A 23,106-nucleotide genomic window follows, 5' to 3' on the forward strand; every position below is an offset into this window, starting at 1 on the left:
AATCCGGCGACTTATTCGCTGGAAAGCAGGTCCATGGTGTGTTTATCCATCATTTCCAATGCACGGCCACCGCCGCGAGCAACGCAGGTCAGCGGGTCTTCGGCAACGATCACCGGCAGACCGGTTTCCTGGGCCAGCAATTTGTCCAGGTCACGCAGCAAGGCGCCACCACCGGTCAGTACCAGACCACGTTCGGCGATATCGGAAGCCAGCTCCGGAGGCGATTGCTCCAGGGCGCTTTTCACGGCCTGAACGATGGTTGCCAGCGACTCTTGCAGAGCTTCCAGCACTTCGTTGGAGTTCAGGGTGAATGCGCGTGGAACGCCTTCGGCCAGGTTACGGCCGCGAACGTCGACTTCGCGAACTTCGCCGCCCGGATACGCGGTACCGATTTCCTGCTTGATGCGCTCGGCGGTGGATTCACCGATCAGGCTGCCGTAGTTGCGACGCACGTAGGTGATGATCGCTTCGTCGAAGCGGTCGCCGCCCACACGTACGGATTCGGCGTAAACCACACCGTTCAGGGAGATCAGCGCGATTTCAGTGGTACCGCCACCGATATCCACGACCATCGAACCGCGAGCTTCTTCAACCGGCAGACCGGCACCGATCGCAGCGGCCATTGGCTCTTCGATCAGGAACACTTCACGGGCACCGGCGCCAAGGGCCGATTCACGGATGGCACGACGCTCAACCTGGGTGGATTTGCATGGAACGCAGATCAACACGCGTGGGCTAGGCTGCAGGAAGCTGTTTTCGTGAACCTTGTTGATGAAGTACTGCAGCATTTTTTCGCACACGCTGAAGTCGGCGATCACGCCGTCTTTCATCGGACGAATGGCAGCAATGTTGCCCGGCGTACGACCCAGCATGCGCTTGGCTTCGGTGCCGACAGCAACGACACTTTTCTGGTTACCGTGTGTCCGAATGGCCACAACGGAGGGCTCATTCAGGACGATACCGCGCTCGCGCACGTAAATAAGGGTGTTGGCAGTGCCCAGGTCAATGGAAAGATCGCTGGAAAACATGCCACGCAGTTTCTTGAACATGGGAAAGGGACCCTAGGCAACGCGTGGGTAAAAAAGTGCGGCAAACTCTAACAACGACAGGGATTTTGGGCAAGGCGCCAATATGTTAAATTGGCCGCTTTTCTGTGCACCAAGCCCCACAATCGCGGCCTTATGACCGTAGAAGTGCGGTAGTGTTCCGACAATCTAACACACGGACGCCGTCCGTTTTGTTTTCCACTGGAGAATCCCAATGGCGCTTGAACGCTCCGACGTGGAAAAAATCGCTCATCTGGCCTGCCTTGGCCTTAATGATGCCGATCTTCCACACATCACTTCGGCCCTTAACAGCATTCTCGGGCTGGTCGACGAAATGCAGGCGGTCGATACCGACGGTATCGAACCGCTGGCCCACCCACTGGAAGCCAGCCAGCGCCTGCGCGCAGACGTCGTGACCGAGACCAATCACCGCGAGGCCTACCAGTCCATCGCACCAGCGGTCGAAAACGGCCTGTACCTGGTTCCGAAAGTCATCGACTAATAGGGAAAGAGCCTGCAATGCATCAATTGACTCTGGCCGAGATCGCCCGCGGACTCGCCGATAAAAAGTTTTCCTCCGAAGAGCTGACCAAGGTCCTGCTGGCGCGCATCGCCCAGCTCGATCCGCAGCTCAACAGTTTCATCAGCCTCACCGAAGACCTGGCGCTGACGCAGGCGAAAGCCGCTGACGCCCGCCGGGCCAATGGTGAGAGCGGCGCCCTGCTCGGCGCGCCGATCGCCCACAAGGACCTGTTCTGCACCCAGGGCATTCGCACCAGCTGCGGCTCGAAGATGCTCGACAACTTCAAGGCCCCGTACGACGCCACCGTCGTCGCCAAGCTGGCCGCTGCCGGCGCCGTGACCCTGGGCAAGACCAACATGGACGAATTCGCCATGGGTTCGGCCAACGAGTCGAGCTACTACGGCGCGGTGAAAAACCCGTGGAACCTGGAACACGTGCCAGGTGGTTCGTCCGGCGGTTCGGCGGCGGCGGTGGCCGCTCGTCTGTTGCCTGCGGCTACCGGCACCGACACCGGCGGCTCGATCCGCCAGCCAGCGGCATTGACCAACCTCACCGGCCTGAAACCGACGTACGGTCGCGTATCGCGCTGGGGCATGATCGCTTACGCCTCCAGCCTCGATCAGGGCGGCCCGTTGGCGCGCACTGCCGAAGACTGCGCAATTTTGTTGCAAGGTATGGCTGGCTTTGATCCGAATGACTCCACCAGCATCGACGAACCCGTGCCGGACTACAGCGCCAGCCTCAACGGTTCGCTGCAAGGCCTGCGTATCGGTGTACCGAAAGAGTACTTCAGCGCCGGTCTCGACCCGCGCATTGCCGACCTGGTCATGGCCAGCGTCGAAGAGCTGAAAAAGCTCGGCGCCGTGGTCAAGGAAATCAGCCTGCCGAACATGCAGCACGCGATTCCTGCGTACTACGTGATCGCCCCGGCGGAAGCGTCCTCCAACCTGTCGCGTTTCGACGGCGTACGTTTCGGCTACCGTTGCGCAGACCCGAAAAACCTGGAAGACCTGTACAAGCGCTCCCGTGGCGAAGGTTTCGGGACAGAAGTGCAGCGCCGGATCATGGTCGGTGCCTACGCCCTGTCCGCCGGTTACTACGACGCCTACTACCTGAAGGCGCAGAAGATTCGTCGCTTGATCAAGAACGACTTCATGGCCGCCTTCAATGAGGTCGACATCATCCTCGGCCCAACCACGCCGAACCCGGCCTGGAAGCTTGGCGCCAAGAACAGCGACCCGGTCGCTGCGTACCTGGAAGACGTCTACACCATCACCGCCAACCTCGCAGGCCTGCCCGGCCTGTCGATGCCAGCCGGTTTTGTCGACGGCCTGCCGGTCGGCGTGCAATTGCTCGCTCCGTACTTCCAGGAAGGTCGCCTGTTGAACGTTGCCCACCAGTATCAGTTGAACACTGACTGGCACACCCGCACCCCAACCGGCTTCTGAGGAGACACACATGCAATGGGAAGTCGTGATCGGGCTGGAGATTCATACCCAGCTCACCACCCGGTCGAAAATCTTTTCCGGTAGTTCCACCACCTTCGGTTCCGAGCCGAACACCCAGGCCAGCCTGGTGGACCTGGGCATGCCCGGTGTGCTGCCGGTGCTGAACCAGGAAGCGGTACGCATGGCGGTGATGTTCGGTCTGGCGATTGACGCCGAGATCGGCCAGCACAACGTGTTCGCCCGTAAAAACTACTTCTACCCGGATTTGCCCAAGGGCTACCAGATCAGCCAGATGGAGCTGCCGATCGTCGGCAAGGGCCACCTGGACATCGCCCTCGAGGACGGCACGGTCAAACGTGTCGGCATCACCCGCGCGCACCTGGAAGAAGACGCCGGCAAGAGCCTGCACGAAGAATTCAGCGGCGCCACCGGCATCGACCTGAACCGTGCCGGCACGCCGCTGCTGGAAATCGTTTCCGAGCCGGACATGCGCAGCGCCAAGGAAGCCGTGGCCTACGTCAAGGCGATCCACGCCCTGGTGCGTTACTTAGGGATCTGCGACGGCAACATGGCCGAAGGTTCGCTGCGTTGCGACTGCAACGTGTCGATCCGTCCGAAAGGCCAGGTCGAGTTCGGCACCCGCTGCGAGATCAAGAACGTCAACTCGTTCCGCTTCATCGAGAAGGCGATCAACAGCGAAATCCAGCGTCAGATCGAATTGATCGAAGACGGCGGCAAGGTGATCCAGCAGACCCGCCTGTACGACCCGAACAAGGACGAGACCCGTCCAATGCGCAGCAAAGAGGAAGCCAACGACTACCGTTACTTCCCCGATCCTGACCTGTTGCCAGTGGTCATAGAGAACTCCTTCCTCGACGACGTGCGCGCCACCCTGCCGGAATTGCCACCGCAAAAGCGCGAGCGCTTCCAGGAGCAATTCGGTCTGTCGGTCTATGACGCCAGCGTGCTGGCCACCAGCCGCGAGCAAGCCGATTACTTCGAGAAAGTCGCGAGCATCGGCGGCGACGCCAAACTGGCAGCGAACTGGGTGATGGTCGAGTTGGGCAGCCTGCTCAACAAGCAAGGCCTGGACATCGAAGAGTCGCCGGTTTCCGCCGAGCTTCTGGGCGGCATGCTGCTGCGCATCAAGGACAACACTATCTCCGGCAAGATCGCCAAGGTGGTGTTTGAAGCGATGGCCAACGGCGAAGGCAGCGCAGACGAGATCATCGACAAGCGCGGCCTCAAGCAAGTGACCGACACCGGCGCCATCTCGGCGGTGCTGGACGAAATGCTCGCGGCCAACGCCGAGCAGGTCGAACAATACCGCGCCGCAGACGAAGCCAAGCGCGGCAAGATGTTCGGCTTCTTCGTCGGTCAGGCCATGAAAGCCTCCAAAGGCAAGGCCAATCCGCAACAGGTCAACGAACTGCTCAAAAGCAAGCTCGAAGGCTGATGAGAATGGAGCCAGCTCTAAAATCTGGCTCCATTCCCTGTGGGAGCGACGGTGCGACGATTCGACTTGCTCGCGATAGCGGTCCGGCACTCAACACAAAGTTGACTGTCAGAATGCCAATCGCGAGCAAGCTCGCTCCCACATTTGTTTTCGGAAGCTTTCAAATGAAGCGTCTACTTGGACTTTGCGCCCTCCTTTCGCTCCTGGCCGGTTGCGCCAGCACCGACACCGTCGATCCGCATGGCTACGACAAAACCGGCGTGGCTTCGTACTACGGCGCCAAACACCAAGGCAAACGCACCGCCAACGGCGAGCGTTTCAACATGAATTCCATGACCGCCGCCCATCGCCAGCTACCCTTCGGTACACGGGTGAAGGTCACCAATCTGAATAACGACAAATCCTGCGTGGTGCGCATCAATGATCGCGGGCCGCACACCCGGGGCCGCCTGATCGACCTGTCCAAGGAAGCCGCCGAGCGCCTGGGCATGCTGCGCAGCGGCACCGCGCGGGTTCGCGTGCAAGCCCTCGACGACTGACCGATGGAGCCCCGACCATTTTCGGATTAGCCGATTTACCCCTGATCAGCGTGATCGAATTGCTCAGCGGATTGCTCCTGCTGATTATCGGCGCCGAATTGATGGTGCGCGCCGCCGTACGCATCGCCGCGCGATTGCACGTACGACCGCTGATCATCGGCCTGACCATCGTCGCCCTCGGCAGCAGCGCACCGCAGATGGCGGTCAGCCTGCAAGCGACCCTGGCGCACAATGCCGACATCGCCGTCGGCAGTGTGATCGGCAGCAGCATTTTCAACATCCTCGTCACCCTCGGGTTGTCCGCGCTAATCATTCCTTTACGGGTTTCCCGGCAACTGGTGCGCCTGGATATTCCGTTGATGATCGGCGCCAGCCTGTTGGTGTTCGTACTCGCCTGGAATGAAGAACTGACCCGGGCCGACGGCGTGATGTTGCTGACGGCGCTGGCGATTTACCTGGGCTTGTTACTGCGTCAGTCGCGACACTCGGCACGCCCGGTATCGAGCCATGATCACAACGGCCAGGCGTCATGGCTGAGCAGCCTGCTGATGATCGTCGCCGGACTGGCGATGCTGGTGTACGCCGGACACTTGCTGCTGGGGGCAGCCGTTGCGGTCGCTACCGACCTTGGGTTGTCGGAGCGGATCATCGGCCTGACCATCGTCGCCGTCAGTACCTCACTGCCTGAGCTCGCCACTTCGTTGATCGCGGCTATACGCGGCGAACGCGATATTGCCGTGGGCAACGTGATTGGCAGCAACCTGTTCAACCTCCTGGGCGTGCTCGGCTTTACCGCGCTCGTAGCACCGTCACCGCTGTCGGTGTCGCCCAACGCCCTGGATTTCGACCTGCCGGTGATGCTCGGCATCGCGGCGCTGTGCCTGCCGGTGTTCTACTCCGGCTATCGGGTGACCCGCGCCGAAGGCCTGCTGTTTCTGGGTTTGTACCTGGCGTATGGGCTGCACGTGGTGTCGTTCACCACCGGCATGCCACTGGCCGGCAAGCTGGAACACTTGATGCTGTTATTCGTCCTGCCAGCGCTGGTAGCGTTTTTGCTGTTCACGTCACTTCGCGCCTGGCGTCGCCAGCACCATAAGAAGGAAGTCCCATGACCGAGAATAAAAAACCCGGCGTTGAAGTCCGCCGCCAAGTGATGGGCGACGCCTTCGTCGACCGCGCACTGGGCAACGCCACCGAGTTCACCCAGCCGCTGCAAGACTTCGTCAACGAACACGCCTGGGGCGGCGTGTGGAATCGCGAAGGCTTGCCGCTGAAAACCCGCAGCCTGATTACCCTCGCAGCCCTGACCGCACTCAAGTGCCCGCAGGAGTTGAAAGGTCACGTGCGCGGTGCGCTGAACAACGGCTGCACCGTGGAGGAGATTCGCGAAGCGCTGCTGCATTGCGCGGTGTATGCCGGCGTGCCGGCGGCGATCGATGCGTTTCGCGCGGCGCAGGAAGTGATCGACAGCTACCAGAAGCCGGAGTGATCACCATCGCCAGAGCGGACCACAGCCCTCGGTAACGCTCGTGACTGAACGGCTCAACCACATATTTCGACAATAAAAGGCGCCCCGCCAAACCTGTTCATCCACACCTCCTTTCGACACACTGCGCCGACAAAAAACCGCCAGGGGGAAGGCCGGCGCAGCTTCGTTACACCCAGCACTCGAACCTCCCCCTGCCTTACAAGGAGGGTTCCCATGCGATTGAAAGTCAGGTTCGTATTGTCGAAATTGATGTTATCCAGCCTGCTCGTCAGCAGTTCGATACATGCTTCAACCCAAGCGTGCTTCGAGGCCGGCAATCAAGACTTCAGCGAAGTGCTTGCCTGCTACAAGAAAGCCGAAGACGCCAATCCACTGGTTTACACCGCCAAAGGCAACACGACATTTCCAGGTGTGGAAAAGCGCAGTTTCGACCTGTCCTCCCAGCAATGGTCGCCGCTGGGATTGGTCAGTCCAGCACAGTGGAAACACACCGTGGACATCTACATCCCGGACAATGCCCTGCGCGCCCAGTCACTGTTGGTTGCCAATAACGGAACCCCCAACGCAGGGAAAAACAACGCCGGCGAACCGACGGACTTTACCGAAGCCATGGCACTTGAAGTGGCGCGCAAAACACGCACGATTGTCATTTCAGTCAGCAACGTTCCGAACCAGTACCTGACCTATGCCGACGACGGCATAGCGCGCACGGAAGATGCCAGTGTCGCCCACAGCTGGAAACTCTTCCTCGATGACCCGCACCAGCGCCCGTACATGTCGGTGCGCCTGCCCATGGTGGTGTCGATGGTCAAGGCCATGGACCTCGCGCAAAAGGAGCTGCAACCCTGGGGAATAGACCGATTCATTGCCAGCGGCGCATCAAAACGTGGCTGGACCACTTGGCTGGCGGCGATTGCAGATGACCGGATCATGGCCATCGTGCCGTTTGTGATCGACGTACTGGGCACGGACAATGTGCTTGAACATACCTGGCAAGCCTATGGAAAGAACTGGCCACTGGCATTTTTTGACTACCATCACGAGGGCATCACCCAACAGATCAAGACTGAAAACTTCGCACACCTGATGAAAATCGAAGACCCGTTAAGCTACCTGCAAACCCGCTATGCCGATCGGCTGGCGATTCCGAAATACATCGTCAATGCCAGCAGCGACGATTTTTTCCTGCCAGACAATTCGCAGTATTTCTTCGATCAATTGCCAGGTCCGAAAGCTTTGCGAGTCGCTCCCAATGCGAGCCACTACGGTATCAACCGGTTCATCGAGAACTCGCTGATACCGGTCATCAATCGCTGGCAACAGGACAAACCTTTGCCGGTCATTTCCATGCGCTCGAACCCGCACGTTTCATCACAAGGGATGGGGCTGAGCTTTTCCGAGGCACCGGTGCGAGTGGTTCAGTGGACGGCGGTAAATCCGGTCGCCCGGGACTTTCGTCACCCCTGTGGCATCCAGTACGCGCCGGAAGACGTAAAGCTCACGGACCCGTTCAACGCCGACATGCAGATCGACACACCGGAAAATGGCTGGAAAGCGACCTTTGTCGAAACGACTTTTGCCGATGGCTTCGTCGTGACGACCCCGGTTCAGGTCATACCCACGCACTATCCGACCCAGGCGCCTCCGGTTATCGAACCGGCGTGCAAAACCCTGGCCGATGAACAGAGGCGTTAAATCCAGCCACCCCACTGCAAAAAGAAGATCCCGACGTTAGTGGTGACCGCCGCCATCAGCGTGGTGATCACGATGATCGCTGCCGCCAACTCGTGATTGCCGTCCGCCGCCCGGGCCATGACGAAACTGGCTGCGGCTGTCGGGCTGCCGAAGTACAGAAACAGAATCCCCAGTTCCGCCCCACGAAAGCCCCACAACCACGCCCCCAGTGTCGCCAATACTGGCAAGCCGATCATCTTCACCAGGCTTGAACTCAGCGCCATGCTGCCGCTTTTGCGCAGTGCCGCCAGCGACAGCGTGCCGCCGATGCAGATCAGCGCCAGCGGCAACGTGGTTTGCGCCAGGTACTGGCCGGAGGTTTCCAGCCAGCCGGGCAAGCCGATCTTGAAATAGGCGAAGGGTGCAGCCGCAATCACGCTGATGATCAGCGGATTGCTGAACACGCTTTTACAGATGCTCCACGGATCGGACTTGATCACCGGGCTGTACACCGCCAGCACGATGGTCGAAAGGGTGTTGTAGAACAGGATCACCAGCGCCGCCAGGATCGCCCCGAGGGAAATCCCGTAGTCGCCGTACATGCTCGCCGCCAGCGCCAGGCCAATGACCCCGTTGTTACCGCGAAAGGCACCTTGGGTGTAGATCCCCCGATCTTCCCGCGGGCACTTCCAGATCGCCCAAACCCAGGCGATGGCAAAACACACCAGGGTCGCAAGGGAAAAATAGATCAGCAGCGCCGGCTGTAACGCCGCGTGCAGGTCGGCATGCAGGATGCCCAGAAACAGCAGCGCCGGCATGGTGACGTTGAACACCAATGCCGACGCGGTGTGGATGAAATTGTCGTTGATCCAGTCGATGCGCTTGAGCAGCCCCCCCAGAAACAGCATGACGAACACCGGCGCGGTGATGTTCAGGGTTTCGAGGAAAATTGCCAGCATGCCGGGATGACCTTGGGGGTGGGCGTCGTTAGGGGGCTAATGATAAGCCACCAAGTCCCCTGGCGTCTGTTAGACCGATATCGCGAGCAAGCTCGCTCCCACATTTTTCCAGTGCCGAACACAAAATCTGTGCACGGCGAAAATCCATTGTGGGAGCGAGCTTGCTCGCGATGAAGGCGACTCGGTCTTAGGTGATCGGCGCCGGGTTAAACAAGGTGATGTCGTTATGCAGCTTGTGCTGCTCGGCCCACGTCTGCTTCTTGCCGCTCGCCACGTCCAGATAGTAGTGGAACAACTCCCAGCCAAGATCTTCGATGGACGCGCGGCCGGTGGCAATACGCCCTGCGTCGATGTCGATCAGGTCCGGCCAGCGTTGCGCCAGTTCGGTCCGGGTAGAGACCTTCACCACCGGCGCCATGGCCAGACCGTAAGGCGTGCCACGACCGGTGGTGAACACGTGCAGGTTCATCCCCGCCGCCAACTGCAAGGTCCCGCAGACAAAGTCGCTGGCCGGGGTCGCGCAGAAGATCAGGCCTTTGCGCTTGAAACGCTCGCCAGGGCCAAGCACGCCGTTGATCGCGCTGCTGCCGGACTTGACGATCGATCCCAGGGATTTCTCGACAATGTTCGACAACCCGCCCTTCTTGTTGCCCGGCGTAGTGTTGGCACTGCGATCCGCCTCGCCCTTGGCCAGGTATCGGTCGTACCAGTCCATTTCCCGCACCAGTTCCTGGGCGACGTCCTGGTTTTCCGCGCGGGAGGTCAGCAGATAAATCGCATCGCGCACTTCGGTGACTTCGGAGAACATCACCGTCGCACCGGCCCGTAGCAGCAGGTCGGAGGCATAACCGAGCGCCGGGTTGGCGGTGATGCCGGAGAACGCATCACTGCCACCGCATTGCATGCCCAGGATCAACTCGGATGCCGGCACGGTTTCCCGGCGACGTTGATCGAGCTTCTTCAAGCGCGTCTCGGCCAGTTCCATGATCTGCTCGATCATCTCGGTGAAGCCGTGACTGGAATCCTGCAAGCGGTACAGCCATGGCTCGCTCAAATCCACCGAGCTGTCGTTCTCGTGCATCACTTGCCCGGCCTGCAATTTCTCGCAGCCCAGGCTGATCACCAAGGCTTCGCCACCCAGGTTCGGGTTGCGTGCCAGGTTGCGCACGGTGCGGATCGGGATGTACGCGTCGGTGGCGGTGATGGCCACGCCACAGCCGTAGCTGTGGGTCAGCGCCACCACATCATCGACGTGCGGGTACTTGGGCAGCAACTCGTCCTTGATGCGCTTGACCGCATGATCCAGTACTCCGGTCACGCACTGCACGGTGGTAGTGATGCCGAGAATGTTGCGCGTGCCGACGGTGCCGTCGGCGTTGCGATAACCCTCGAAAGTGAAGCCCTCCAGCGGTGCCTGCGCGGCCGGCACGTCGGTGGACAGCGGCAGGCTGTCCAGCGGTGGCGCGGTCGGCATGCGCAGTTGATCTTCCTTGACCCAACTGCCGCGGGGAATCGGCTGCAAGGCATAGCCAATGACCTGGCCATAACGAATCACCTGGCCACCTTCGGGAATGTCTTCCAGGGTGACCTTGTGGCTCTGCGGCACGAAATCCACGGTAACCAGACCGTCCGCAAACTCGGTGCCGGCCGGTACACCCTGATCATTGACCACGATCACTACGTTGTCCCGCTCGTGCAGGCGGATGTAGCGCGGCGAGTCGGAATGTTCAATCAACTGCATGACGCCGCTCCTCAGGAATGCGCTTGAGACAATTTGCCTGGGGCTTCAGTACCGTTCGCTGGTGGCTCTTTGAGCACCACGCGCTTGATCGGGCCCACGATCACCAGGTAGCTGAACACCGCAACCAGTGCGTTGCAACCGACGAACACCAACGCCCACTTGAATGAACCGGTGGAGCTGATGATGTAACCGATCACGATTGGAGTGGTGATCGAAGCAATGTTACCGAAGGTGTTGAACAGGCCACCGCTCAGACCGGCGATCTGCTTCGGCGAAGTGTCGGACACCACGGCCCAGCCCAGTGCGCCGACGCCTTTGCCGAAGAACGCCAGGGCCATGAAGCCGACGACCATCCATTCTACGTCCACGTAGTTGCACGCCACGATGCTGCTGGAAACCAACAGGCCAGCGATGATCGGTGCCTTGCGGGCGAAGGTCAGGGAATGGCCCTTGCGCAACAGGTAATCGGAAATCACCCCGCCGAGCACACCACCAATGAAGCCGCAGATTGCCGGCAAGGACGCAATGAAACCGGCCTTGAGGATGGTCATGCCGCGCTCCTGCACCAGGTACACCGGGAACCAGGTCAGGAAGAAGTAAGTGATGCCATTGATGCAGTACTGGCCCAGGTACACGCCGAGCATCATGCGGTTGGTCAGTAACTGGCGGATGTAATCCCACTTCGGACCGTCGGACTTCTTGCCCTTCTGGTCCATGTCGACCATGCCGCCGTTTTCGGAGATGTGCTTGAACTCAGCATCGTTGATCCGTGGGTGTTCGCGCGGGCTGTAGATCACTTTCAGCCAGACCAGCGAGAAGATGATGCCCAGGATACCCATGACGATGAACACGTGCTCCCAGCCGAAGGAGTAGACGATCCAGCCCATCAGCGGAGCGAACAGCACGGTGGCGAAGTATTGCGCCGAGTTGAAGATCGCCGAGGCCGTACCGCGTTCAGCAGTCGGGAACCACGCCGCAACGATTCGGGCGTTACCAGGGAAAGACGGCGCTTCAGCCAGGCCCACCAGGAAGCGCAGCATGAACAGCGCAACCACCGCCGTGGACATGCCGAATTCACCGACGAAGCCTTGCAGCACGGTGAACAGCGACCAGGTGAAGATGCTCAATGCGTAGATTTTTTTCGAGCCAAAACGGTCCAGTAGCCAGCCGCCGGGGATTTGCCCGGCCACATAGGCCCAACCGAATGCGGAGAAGATGTAGCCGAGGGTCACGGCGTCGATGCCGAGGTCTTTTTGCAGGCTGGAGCCAGCGATTGCGATGGTAGCCCGGTCGGCGTAGTTGATTGTGGTCACCAGAAACAGCATGAGCAGGATCAAATAGCGGACGTGAGTCGGCTTCTGGGTCGATTGCATGTAGATGTACTCCCACTGATTATTTTTATGCGGGTAATAACGGTGCTTTGCAGGAGCGAGCTTGCTCGCGATGGTCGTCAACGATGACGCTGGGCATCAGGCTGAACTTCGCGATCTCGAGACCATCGCGAGCAGAGCTCGCTCCTACAGGGGGCGCGGTATCGTTGCCAATACCGCGGTGTTTCTTGTTACGAACCGATGTAGCTGGTCTTCACGACCGTGTAGAACTCTTGCGCATAGCGACCTTGCTCACGTGATCCATAGGATGAACCTTTACGCCCACCGAACGGAACGTGGTAATCCACACCGGCGGTCGGCAGGTTGACCATCACCATCCCGGCCTGGGAGTGCCGTTTGAAGTGATTGGCGTACTTCAGCGAGGTGGTGGCAATGCCCGCCGACAGCCCGAACTCGGTGTCGTTGGCCATGGCCAGCGCGGCTTCGTAATCGGCGACGCGGACGATGTTGGCCACTGGGCCGAAGATCTCTTCCTGGCTGATGCGCATCGAAGCTTCGCTGTCGGCAAACAGGGTTGGCGCGAGGAAGTAGCCCTCGGTGTCGCACGTCACCAGACCACCGCCGCTGACCAGACGCGCACCTTCGGACTGGCCGATGTCGATGTACTTCATGTCCTGCTCGAGTTGCGCTTGCGAGACCACCGGACCGATATCGGTACCCGCCTTCAATGCATGGCCGACCTTGATCGACTTCATGCGCTCGGCCATGGCTTCGACGAACTGGTCGTGAATCCCGGCGGTGACGATAAAGCGGCTGGAAGCCGTGCAACGCTGGCCGGTGGAATAGAACGCGCTCTGTACTGACAACTCGACCGCTTGCTTGAGGTCGGCGTCGTCGAGAATGATCTGCGGGTTCTTGCCGCCCATTTCCAACTGGACTTTGGCCTGGCGCGATACACAGCTGACAGCGATCTGACGACCCACGCCCACGGAGCCTGTGAAGCTGATGCCGTCGACTTTCGGGCTGTGGACCAGTGCATCGCCCACCACGCGACCGCTGCCCATCACCAGGTTGAACACACCGGCCGGGAAGCCTGCGCGGGAGATGATTTCGGCCAGGGCCCAGGCGCAACCTGGAACCAGGTCTGCGGGTTTCAGCACGACGCAGTTGCCGTAGGCCAGGGCCGGGGCGATTTTCCATGCCGGGATGGCGATCGGGAAGTTCCACGGGGTGATCAGACCGACCACGCCCAAAGCTTCGCGAGTGACTTCAACGTTGACGCCCGGACGCACCGACGGCAGGTAGTCGCCGGACAGGCGCAGGCACTCGCCGGCGAAGAACTTGAAGATATTGCCGGCGCGGGTCACTTCGCCGATGGCTTCAGGCAGGGTCTTGCCCTCTTCCCGGGCCAGCAGGGTGCCGAGTTCTTCGCGACGGGCGAGGATCTCAGTGCCGACTTTATCCAGGGAATCGTGACGCGCCTGAATGCCGGACGTGGACCAGGCCGGGAACGCGGCACGGGCGGCGTCGATGGCAGCGTGGACCTGAGCCAGATCAGCCTTGGCGTAGTCGCCAATGGCGTCGGTCAGTTCGGACGGGTTGATGTTGGTCGAATAATCGCCACCGGCAACCCATTCGCCGTTGATGTAGTTATCGAAACGCTTTGTATCTGCCACTTTGAGATCTCCTCACGCAAAAGGCCGCTGATTGCTCAGCGGCCTTACTTGAACGGATGTGTTACTGCGCGCCCTGCTTGTCGATCAGCGCGGCGAGCATTTCGTACTCTTCGCCGGTCAGATCGGTCAGCGGTGCACGCACAGGACCTGCGTCGTAGCCGGCAATTTTTGCCCCGGCCTTGACGATGCTTACGGCATAACCGGCTTTGCGGTTACGGATGTCCAGGTACGGCAGGAAGAAGTCGTCGATGATCTTGCCGACGGTGGCGTGATCTTCGCGAGCGATCGCGTGGTAGAAGTCCATCGCGGTTTTCGGAATGAAGTTGAACACCGCCGAGGAGTAGACCGGCACGCCCAGTGCCTTGTAGGCCGCGGCGTAGACTTCGGCGGTCGGCAAGCCACCCAGGTAGCTGAAGCGATCACCGAGGCGGCGACGGATCGACACCATCAACTCGATATCACCCAGGCCATCCTTGTAGCCGATCAGGTTCGGGCAGCGCTCGGCCAGACGTTCCAGCAGCGGCGCGGTCAGGCGGCAGACGTTACGGTTGTAGACCACCACGCCGATGTTGACCGATTTGCACACGGCTTCAACGTGGGCGGCAACGCCGTCCTGGCTGGCTTCGGTCAGGTAGTGCGGCAGCAGCAGCAGACCTTTGGCGCCCAGACGCTCTGCTTCCTGTGCGTATTCGATAGCCTGGCGGGTCGAACCGCCGACACCGGCCAGGATTGGCACGCTGGTGGCGCAAGTGTCGACCGCAGTCTTGATGATTTGCGAATATTCGCTGGCCGCCAGAGAGAAGAACTCACCGGTGCCGCCTGCGGCGAACAGAGCCGAGGCGCCGTATGGGGCCAACCATTCCAGACGCTTGATGTAACCCGCGCGGTTGAAGTCGCCCTGTGCATTGAAATCGGTAACCGGGAAAGACAGCAGACCGGAAGAGAGGATGGACTTCAGTTCTTGTGGATTCATTATTCGAACACCCTGGATTGCGACGTTGTGTGAGAAAACCGTTCAGCCTGCGCTGAAGTTGTAGGTCATCGTACAACTTAAAATACAACCGTCAACTGCATTTCATCGCTGCGGGTGAAAATTGTTGGACAACCGGATCAGGAAACCAGCAAATCAGAGGCTCTCCGACCTAAGAGCACGGAGGAAAAAAGTCGCGACCGTAGGCGTATCAGAGATACGTTGTCAGAAGAGAAGTCAGTAGGAACGAGGCTTTCTGGTGTGGCTTACGGCCCAATCGCGAGCAAGTTCGCTCCCACAGGGGGCTGTGTGTGATCTCGATTCTACGATCAACACAAGACACTGTGAGAGCGAGCTTGCTCGCGATGGCGGCAGATCAGGCGAGGGATTACCGGAGTCGGATTTCTTATCCGCGCTGCGCCTCAGCCTCTTCATGGGCATGACGCAACCGCTCACGGCTGTTGGTCAGGTGCAAACGCATGGCGGCCCGCGCCGCATCGGAATCCTGACGGGCAATGGCGTCGTAGATTTCTTCGTGCTCACGGCTCAGGCGACTCATGTAGTGCTGCTGGTCGTCATGGGCCAGGCGCGCGGAGTTCAGCCGGGTGCGCGGAATGATACTGGTGCCCAGGTGGGTCATGATGTCGGTGAAGTAGCGGTTGCCGGTGGACAGCGCGATTTCGAGGTGGAAGGCGAAGTCCGAAGCCACGGCGTCACTGGCGTGAGCGGCACTTTCATTCAACGCATCGAGGGCGGCGCGCATGTTGGCCAGTTGTTCCGGACTGCGACGTTGCGCCGCCAGCCCGGCAGACTCCACTTCCAGACTGATGCGCAGTTCCAGGATCGCCAGCACATCTCGCAGGGTTACCACAGTCGCCGGGTCGATACGGAAACCGCTCGGGCTCGGCGTGTCGAGCACGAAGGTGCCGATACCGTGGCGGGTTTCCACTTGCCCTGCCGCCTGCAAACGGGAAATCGCCTCGCGCACCACCGTGCGGCTGACACCATGGGCATCCATGATGGCCGACTCGGTGGGCAACTTGTCGCCACGCTTGAGATGGCCGTCGCGGATCTGCTCCGACAGCACCGTCACCAGTTCCTGAGCGAGGCTGCGGCGCTTGCGTGGGAGGCGTGGTACGTCGTTCGGGTTTTCCATGGTGAACATCTGTCTCGAAAAAATCGGCGGCTGAAAGCGCATCATAGCGCAACGCGGTTGTACGATCACCTTACCCTGTAGGAGCGAGTCTGCTCGCGATGGAGGTTAACGATAACGCGTGCTTCCTGGATCAACGCGGCGTTTTCAAGTCCATCGCGAGCAAGCTCGCTCCTACAAGGGATTGTGGTGTTATGCAGTCACAGCCTGGTCCACCAGATGGCCATTCTCGATACGAATGTGCCGAGGGTGGAAGCGCTTCAGGCTGCTGCGATGGCCGACACTGACGATGCTCAGCCCCGGCAACTCGTCGATCAGCGCCTGATAAAGCGTGGCCTCGTCTTCTTCGTCCATCGCCGAGGTGGCCTCATCCATGTACAGCCATTGCGGTGCATAAAGCAGCGCACGGGCGAAGGCCAGGCGCTGCTGCTCACCCGGCGACAACATGCGCTGCCAGTGGTTGGCTTCGTCGAGACGGGCAATCAGGTGCGGCAAGCGGCAGGTTTCCAGCACCTGCGCGTAGCGCTCGTTCGGATAGGTATCGCCGGGCTGTGGATAACTGAGGACATCACGCAGGGTGCCAATCGGCAAATACGGTTTTTGCGGCAGGAACAGGTAGCGCGCCGATGGCAGGCGAATACTGCCGTGGCCGGTCGGCCACAGATGCCCCATCGCCCGCAGCAGGGTCGATTTGCCGCTGCCGGAACGACCGCTGAGCATCACACGCTCGCCCTCCTTCACGGTCATGTCGGCGTTGGTCAGCAGGTGACGACCTTCAGCCAGGTCGAGGCCGAGATTGTGCACCTTCAGCACCGATCCCGAATTCTGGACGTCGATGGCCGGCGCACGTTCTTCGTTGTCACGCATGGCCTGGTGGAAGCTCAACAGACGATCGCAGGTGGCGCGCCAGGAAGCGAGGCTCTGGTAGGCACTGATAAACCAGCTGAAACTTTCCTGCACATTGCCGAACGCCGAGCTGATTTGCATCAGTTCGCCCAGTTCGATCTTGCCGGAAAGGTAACGCGGGGCGGCAACCATGAAGGGGAAGATGATCGCGGCCTGGCTGTAACCAGCGGTGAAGAACGTCAGGCGCTTGGACACCTTCATGATGTCCCAGAAGTTATGCCAGACCATCCCGAAGCGGCTGCTCAGCCGGCGGTTTTCGTTCGGCTCTCCGTTGTACAACGCGATGCTTTCGGCGTTCTCGCGAATTCGCACCATGGAGAAACGCAGGTCAGCTTCAAAGCGTTGTTGCTGATTGTTCAGGCCGATCAGGCGACGACCGATCAAATGCGTCAACCAGCTGCCGACCACCGCGTAAACCAGCACGCACCAGAACATGTAGCCGGGAATGGTGATGCCGAATACTTCAATACTGCCCGACACGCCCCACAGGATGATCGAGAACGACACCAGGCTGACGATATTGCGCAGCAGCCCGATACCCAGCTCAAGGGTGTTGGAGGTGAAGTTGTTGAGGTCTTCGGAAATCCGCTGGTCCGGGTTATCGGTGTAACCGCCCTGCTCCAGCTGGTAGTAGTTTTTGTCACCCAGCCAGCGGGTGAAATGCTTTTCGGTGAGCCATGCCCGCCAGCGGATCGTCAGCATCTGCGTCAGGTACAGCCGATACACCGCGCCGACGATCGCCACCGCAGCAATCCCGCAGAAATACAGGATCAGCCGCCAGAATGCCTCCTCGTCCTTTTGTTGCAGCGCGTTGTAGAAATCCTTGTACCAGGTGTTGAACCACACCGAGATCCCTACGCTGATCAGCGACAGCGCAATCACGGCGATCAGCAGAGTCCAGGCTTTGACCTTTTCTTCACTGCGCCAGTAAGGCGTGATCATCGCCCACACTTTGCGAAAAAACTGCCCGCGCACAGCGTCGTTGACCGCGGAATACTCAGCGTTCTGATTCATGGATAAGGCTCGATAGAAAAAAGTACACACACGAACCGATCATAGATGATCGGTCCGGTTTTTCGCGAGATACGGCCCGCATTCGTTCAGCGCAGGTTCAGCGGCGAACGGGACGCTTCTGCAGTTTGCGCTGCAGGGTGCGGCGGTGCATGCCCAGGGCACGGGCGGTGGCGGAGATGTTGCCTTCGTGTTCCGTCAGCACGCGCTGGATGTGCTCCCATTGCAGACGGTCCACGGACATCGGGTTTTCCGGCACCAGGCTGTCGAGGTCGGCGTGCTCGGACAGCAGCGCCGCCAGCACGTCGTCGGCGTCCGCCGGCTTGCACAGGTAGTTGCAGGCACCGCGCTTGATCGCCTCGACGGCAGTGGCAATGCTCGAGTAACCGGTGAGGATTACCACGCGCATTTCCGGGTCCATTTCCAGCAACTTGGGCAGCAGCACCAGGCCGGAATCGCCGTCCATCTTCAGGTCCAGGGCGGCGTAATCCGGCAGATCGGCCTTGGCCAACTCCAGGCCTTCCTCGGCGGAACCGGCAGTGCTGACGCGAAAACCGCGGCGAGCCATGGCGCGGGCCATGACGCGGGTGAATGTGGCGTCGTCATCGACCAGCAACAAATGCGGCAGTTCTTCGCCTTCGACTTGGATCTCTTCACTCATGTTCGTCTCCTCGGGCGACACGGGGCAGGCGCAGCTCGGTGAGCGTGCCACCTTCCTCATGACTGTAGAGTTTCACTGAGCCGCCGGCGCGTGTCACGCTGGCCTTGCTCAAAAACAGGCCCAGGCCGAAGCCTTTGCCCTTGGTGGTAAAAAACGGCTTGCCGATTTGCTCGGCGATGGCCAGCGGCACACCGGCACCATGGTCACGAATGCTGATGGTGAGGTTTTCCCAATCCCAGTCCAGCGTCACTTGCAGCCCTTCGGGGCAGGCATCGGCAGCGTTGTTCAACAGATTCAGCAAAGCCTGGGTCAGGTCCGGCGGCGGCGCCATCCGGGGGACCGGGCCCTGGCCGAGGCGCTGGAAGCGATAACTGGCTTCCGGGCGCATCAGGTGCCAGCGATTGAGGGCTTCATCAAGCCAATCGGTGACGTCCTGCATCTCCACCGCCAACCGGCGATTGGCCTCGGCGGCGCGTACCAGATGCTGCAAGGTCTCTTTACACAGCTTGACCTGATCCTGCAGCACGCTCAGGTCGTCCTGCAACATCGGATCATGATGATCCTGGCGCATTTCCTTGAGTAGCACACTCATGGTCGCCAACGGCGTGCCCAGTTCATGGGCCGCACCGGCGGCCTGGGTGGCGACGGCCAGCAGTTGCTGATCGCGCAGGCCTTCTTCGCGGCGAATGGCGCGCAACTCTTCCTGACGACGCAGCTCTTCGGCCATGCGCGCGGCGAAAAACGTGATCACCGCTGCAGCCAGGGCGAAGCTCAGCCACATTCCGTACACCTGCAGGTTCTCCCGGGCGATCGGGAAGGTTTGCAGCGGGTAGAACTGCGCCAGCAACAGCGTGTACATCGTCAGCGCTATACCCGACAGGATCACCGAGTAACGCCACGGCAAGGTCACGGCGGCAATGGTCAGCGGCACCAGGTAATAGGAGACGAAGGGGTTGGTCGAACCACCGGAGAAATACAGCAATGCGCTGTGGATAAACAGATCGCAGGCCAGTTGCACGGCGTATTCGAGCTCGGTCACCGGCCACGAGGTACGCAGACGAATGGCCGTGAACACGCACAGCAGCATTGAACATGCGAGCGTCGCCGCCAATTGAAACCAGGGCAGTGGCAGCAATTCGAGCCAGTAGGCCAGACCAACGGAACCGGCCTGGGCGGCCAGCACCAACGTGCGGATGAACGTCAGCCGCCAGAGGTTCTGGCGAGTGGCGGAAGTGATTTGAACGGGGGCGAGCATGAGCTCTCCTGATGAGCGCTCCAGGCGGATCGCAGGGAGTATAACCAAGCGCGGGGGCTGACAGGCAAAAGTGCGGCAAACGGCCACAGTGCTACCCATAATTTCGCGGGCGATGACAACTGTGGCGAGGAGGCTTGCCCCCGTTAGGCTGCGAAGCAGTCGCAAATAGGTCGATGCGGTCTAACTGTCATTACGCGGTGCAGGTTTTGGGACTGCTGCGCAGTCCAACGGGGGCAAGCCCCCTCGCCACAGGGCCACCTGAGTTCCATCTGTATAGAAGTTGTAACTGTGCGAACCGAAACTTAAAAGCTAGAGTCTGATGGTTTCACGCAGGTCCGGACCATGCCCCTGCGCACCTTTCAAGGAGCCTTCATGCACACATTCCGCCGCAGCGCCGCCGTCCTCGCCCTGAGCGTTGGCACCGTCGCCAGCCTCCCGGCCCTGGCCGCCGACGAGCTTCATTACAACCAGATTTCCCTGCGCGCCGAAGTCAGTCAGGAAGTGGCCCGCGACCTGATGATCGTGACCCTCTACACCGAAGAACAGAACACCGACCCGGCCAAACTCGCCGCCGATGTCAGCACCACCATGAACAAGGCGCTGGCCAAGGCCAAGCAAGTCAAGGACATCACTCTGCGCCAGGGCAGCCGCAACAGCTACCCGATCTATGACACCAAGGGCCAGAAAATCACCGGCTGGCGCGAGCGCGCCGAATTGCGCCTGGAAAGCCCGGACTTCGCTGCGCTGTCGAAGCTGACCGGCGAACTGCTCACCGACCTGAAAATGGGCGGCATGGACTTCGCCATCGCCACCCCGACCCGCAAGGCCAGCGAAGATGCCCTACTCAAGGACGCCGTGACCGCCTTCAAGGCCCGCGCCCAACTGGCCACCGACGCCCTTGGCGGCAAGAGCTACAAAATCGTCAACCTGAACCTCAACAGCAACGGTTATCCACAGCCTTACATGCGCGCGCCGATGATGATGAAAGCCGCCGCCATGGACAGCGCACCGGTGACGCCGGATGTCGAGGCCGGCACCAGCCAGGTCAGCATGACCGCCGATGGCTCGATTGAAGTGCTGATGCCTTGAATCGGTAGCCCGTAAACAAAAACGGCGATCATGAAAATGATCGCCGTTTTTTTTTTGGCAGTTTTCAGGCATGAGCTATAACTGGATAGGTCCCCCCGAGAAAAGCCGTCGATTGGCCACTATCGGTACAACAATAACCACTCTTATTCACGCCATGCCCACCCCACAATCCGGGGTATGAATAAGTAACACCCCGCCCCACGCGGGAGCAACCCGAGTCAAGAGCGCACTGTAAAAGTGCGTCATTTGCACCATAAAAACGCTGCGCAAACGGTCAAATGCGTCAGGAATTATACAAATGCGACATTAAGGTACGTTCGTGCCACCGTTTAAGGCTTGTAGTCACTCTGGATCTTGCATTGGGTATGGCCCCTGCATAAGTATCCGCAGGCACGACTCACGAGGTCGTCCTCTAATTCCAAAAATGACAACAAATCATGAGGCCACCATGCTTAAACACGCGGTCATTCCGTTCTTAGTTGGCGCAAGCTTGTTAGCCAGCGCACCGTTCGCCCAAGCAGCGACTAACCTGGTGTTCTGCTCCGAAGGGAGCCCGGCCGGTTTCGATCCAGGTCAATACACCACCGGAACCGACTTCGACGCCTCTGCAGAAACCATGTTCAACCGCCTCACCCAGTTCGAACGTGGCGGCACCGCCGTGGTTCCTGGGCTGGCGACCAAGTGGGACGTTTCCGATGACGGCCTGACCTACACCTTCCACCTGCGTGAAGGCGTCAAGTTCCACACTACCCCGTATTTCAAACCGACTCGTGAGTTCAACGCCGACGACGTGCTGTTCACCTTTAATCGCATGATTAACAAGGATGATCCGTTCCGCAAAGCGTACCCGACCGAATTCCCGTACTTCACCGACATGGGGATGGATACCAACATCACCAAGATCGATAAAGTCGACGACCACACGGTCAAGTTCACCCTCAAGGACGTTGATGCCGCGTTCATCCAGAACATGGCCATGAGCTTCGCCTCGATCCAGTCCGCCGAGTACGCTGCCCAGCTGCTCAAGGAAGGCAAGGCCGCCGACATCAACCAGAAGCCGGTCGGCACCGGCCCGTTCGTGTTCAAGAGCTACCAGAAAGACTCCAACATCCGCTACACAGGGAACAAGGACTACTGGAAGCCTGACGACGTGAAGATCGACAACCTGATCTTCGCCATCACCACCGACCCGTCGGTACGCATCCAGAAGCTGAAGAAGAACGAGTGCCAGGTCACCCTGTTCCCTCGTCCGGCCGACCTGAAGGCGCTCAAGGAAGACAAGTCCTTGAAGATGCCTGAGCAGGCCGGGTTCAACCTGGGCTACATCGCCTACAACGTGATGGACAAGATCAAGGGCGACGACAAACCAAACCCGATGTCGCAGTTGAAAGTGCGCCAGGCCATGGACATGGCCGTCAACAAGCAGCAGATCATCGACTCCGTTTACCAGGGCGCTGGCCAACTGGCGGTCAACGCCATGCCGCCGACCCAGTGGTCCTACGACACCACCATCAAGGACGCCAAGTACGATCCCGAGAAAGCCAAGGAGCTGCTCAAGGAAGCCGGCGTCAAGGAAGGTACCGAAATCGTCCTGTGGGCGATGCCGGTTCAGCGTCCGTACAACCCGAACGCCAAGCTGATGGCAGAAATGCTGCAGTCCGACTGGGCCAAGATCGGCCTCAAGGTCAAGATCCAGAGCTACGAGTGGGGCGAGTACATCAAGCGCTCCAAGGGCGGCGAGAACGGCGCGATGCTGATTGGCTGGAGCGGCGACAACGGTGACCCGGACAACTGGCTGAACGTGCTGTTCGGCTGCGATTCGCTGGAAGGCAACAACTTCTCCAAATGGTGCGACAAGAAGTTTGACGACATCGTCAAGCAAGCCAAGCGCACTTCGGACCAAGGCAAACGCACCGAGCTGTACAAACAGGCGCAACACGTCCTCAAGGACGCTGTGCCTATGACACCTATCGCTCACTCGACGGTGTTCCAACCCATGCGCGCCAACGTGCAGGACTTCAAGATCAGCCCATTTGGCTTGAACTCCTTCTACGGCGTCAGCGTCAGCAAATAAGGTTTTGCAACGGCGACGTTCCTGACGTCGCCGTTGCTTTATCTTCCGAGAAAGCAGGAATTCGCCTACACCCTAGTCCGCAGCTGACTACAGCATCGGGCGAGG

The 23,106-nt window shown here is 59.9% G+C and carries 19 protein-coding genes; 9 read left to right on the forward strand and 10 right to left on the reverse strand.

Annotated features, from left to right (window positions below; translation table 11 throughout):
- Positions 1-11 precede the first annotated feature (11 nt).
- Positions 12-1,049, reverse strand: a complete 1,038-nt coding sequence (gene mreB / locus J4D25_RS10855; RefSeq protein ID WP_002555108.1) for a rod shape-determining protein MreB — start codon at positions 1,047-1,049, stop codon at positions 12-14.
- Between the two features lie 211 nt (positions 1,050-1,260).
- On the opposite strand from mreB, the gene gatC reads away from it, so the two are divergent.
- The 7 genes from gatC (at position 1,261) to J4D25_RS10890 (ending at position 8,196) form a co-directional block, all read left to right on the forward strand.
- Positions 1,261-1,548, forward strand: coding sequence for an Asp-tRNA(Asn)/Glu-tRNA(Gln) amidotransferase subunit GatC (gene gatC / locus J4D25_RS10860; protein ID WP_003221657.1), 288 nt, complete (start codon positions 1,261-1,263; stop codon positions 1,546-1,548).
- 17 nt (positions 1,549-1,565) lie between these two features.
- Positions 1,566-3,017 carry an Asp-tRNA(Asn)/Glu-tRNA(Gln) amidotransferase subunit GatA gene (gatA, locus tag J4D25_RS10865; protein WP_057398872.1) on the forward strand — a complete coding sequence of 484 codons (1,452 nt, stop codon included), beginning with the start codon at positions 1,566-1,568 and terminating at the stop codon, positions 3,015-3,017.
- A gap of 10 nt (positions 3,018-3,027) precedes the next feature.
- Positions 3,028-4,473: an Asp-tRNA(Asn)/Glu-tRNA(Gln) amidotransferase subunit GatB gene (gene gatB / locus J4D25_RS10870; RefSeq protein WP_057716433.1), complete on the forward strand. Its 1,446-nt coding sequence runs from the start codon at positions 3,028-3,030 to the stop codon at positions 4,471-4,473.
- Positions 4,474-4,637: 164 nt separating this feature from the next.
- Positions 4,638-5,012: a septal ring lytic transglycosylase RlpA family protein gene (locus tag J4D25_RS10875; protein ID WP_008051680.1), complete on the forward strand. Its 375-nt coding sequence runs from the start codon at positions 4,638-4,640 to the stop codon at positions 5,010-5,012.
- Between the two features lie 50 nt (positions 5,013-5,062).
- Complete coding sequence (locus tag J4D25_RS10880; RefSeq protein WP_057716434.1) at positions 5,063-6,124, forward strand: calcium/sodium antiporter; 1,062 nt, start codon at positions 5,063-5,065, stop codon at positions 6,122-6,124.
- Positions 6,121-6,501: a carboxymuconolactone decarboxylase family protein gene (locus J4D25_RS10885; RefSeq protein WP_057716435.1), complete on the forward strand. Its 381-nt coding sequence runs from the start codon at positions 6,121-6,123 to the stop codon at positions 6,499-6,501. Before J4D25_RS10880 ends, J4D25_RS10885 begins: the two co-directional genes overlap by 4 nt.
- A gap of 213 nt (positions 6,502-6,714) precedes the next feature.
- Positions 6,715-8,196, forward strand: a complete 1,482-nt coding sequence (locus tag J4D25_RS10890) for a PhoPQ-activated pathogenicity-related family protein (protein ID WP_057716436.1) — start codon at positions 6,715-6,717, stop codon at positions 8,194-8,196.
- Here J4D25_RS10890 and J4D25_RS10895 read toward each other — a convergent pair.
- From J4D25_RS10895 to J4D25_RS10935, 9 genes are all read right to left on the reverse strand, one after another.
- A complete protein-coding gene (locus J4D25_RS10895) occupies positions 8,193-9,134 on the reverse strand; it encodes an AEC family transporter (protein WP_057716437.1) in 942 nt (313 codons plus the stop codon). The genes J4D25_RS10890 and J4D25_RS10895 overlap by 4 nt on opposite strands.
- 187 nt (positions 9,135-9,321) lie before the next feature.
- Positions 9,322-10,875, reverse strand: coding sequence for a galactarate dehydratase (garD, locus tag J4D25_RS10900; RefSeq protein ID WP_057716438.1), 1,554 nt, complete (start codon positions 10,873-10,875; stop codon positions 9,322-9,324).
- Positions 10,876-10,886: 11 nt separating this feature from the next.
- Entirely contained in the window at positions 10,887-12,248 is a 1,362-nt protein-coding gene (locus tag J4D25_RS10905) for an MFS transporter (RefSeq protein ID WP_057716439.1), read from the reverse strand.
- A 188-nt stretch (positions 12,249-12,436) separates the two neighbouring features.
- A complete protein-coding gene (locus J4D25_RS10910; protein WP_057716440.1) occupies positions 12,437-13,882 on the reverse strand; it encodes an aldehyde dehydrogenase family protein in 1,446 nt (481 codons plus the stop codon).
- Positions 13,883-13,943: 61 nt separating this feature from the next.
- The gene (gene kdgD / locus J4D25_RS10915) at positions 13,944-14,855 is read right to left on the reverse strand and encodes a 5-dehydro-4-deoxyglucarate dehydratase (RefSeq protein ID WP_057716441.1); all 912 of its coding nucleotides are present in this window, start codon (positions 14,853-14,855) and stop codon (positions 13,944-13,946) included.
- Positions 14,856-15,258: 403 nt separating this feature from the next.
- Positions 15,259-16,008: a FadR/GntR family transcriptional regulator gene (locus tag J4D25_RS10920; RefSeq protein ID WP_178081865.1), complete on the reverse strand. Its 750-nt coding sequence runs from the start codon at positions 16,006-16,008 to the stop codon at positions 15,259-15,261.
- A 189-nt stretch (positions 16,009-16,197) separates the two neighbouring features.
- The gene (locus J4D25_RS10925) at positions 16,198-17,925 is read right to left on the reverse strand and encodes an ABC transporter ATP-binding protein/permease (RefSeq protein ID WP_057716442.1); all 1,728 of its coding nucleotides are present in this window, start codon (positions 17,923-17,925) and stop codon (positions 16,198-16,200) included.
- A 97-nt stretch (positions 17,926-18,022) separates the two neighbouring features.
- Positions 18,023-18,583 (reverse strand): response regulator transcription factor, encoded by a 561-nt coding sequence (locus J4D25_RS10930; RefSeq protein ID WP_007973041.1) that lies wholly within the window; start codon positions 18,581-18,583, stop codon positions 18,023-18,025.
- Entirely contained in the window at positions 18,576-19,838 is a 1,263-nt protein-coding gene (locus J4D25_RS10935; protein ID WP_057716443.1) for an ATP-binding protein, read from the reverse strand. Before J4D25_RS10935 ends, J4D25_RS10930 begins: the two co-directional genes overlap by 8 nt.
- A gap of 372 nt (positions 19,839-20,210) precedes the next feature.
- On the opposite strand from J4D25_RS10935, the gene J4D25_RS10940 reads away from it, so the two are divergent.
- Together J4D25_RS10940 and J4D25_RS10945 are read left to right on the forward strand one after the other, a co-directional pair.
- On the forward strand, positions 20,211-20,927 hold the full coding sequence (locus tag J4D25_RS10940; RefSeq protein ID WP_057716444.1) for an SIMPL domain-containing protein: 717 nt from the start codon (positions 20,211-20,213) through the stop codon (positions 20,925-20,927).
- Between the two features lie 448 nt (positions 20,928-21,375).
- Positions 21,376-23,001, forward strand: a complete 1,626-nt coding sequence (locus J4D25_RS10945) for an ABC transporter substrate-binding protein (RefSeq protein ID WP_057716445.1) — start codon at positions 21,376-21,378, stop codon at positions 22,999-23,001.
- Positions 23,002-23,106 lie beyond the last annotated feature (105 nt).

Source organism: Pseudomonas sp. GW456-L13 (genome assembly GCF_017350115.1).
GTDB classification, from domain to species: Bacteria; Pseudomonadota; Gammaproteobacteria; order Pseudomonadales; family Pseudomonadaceae; genus Aquipseudomonas; species Aquipseudomonas jessenii.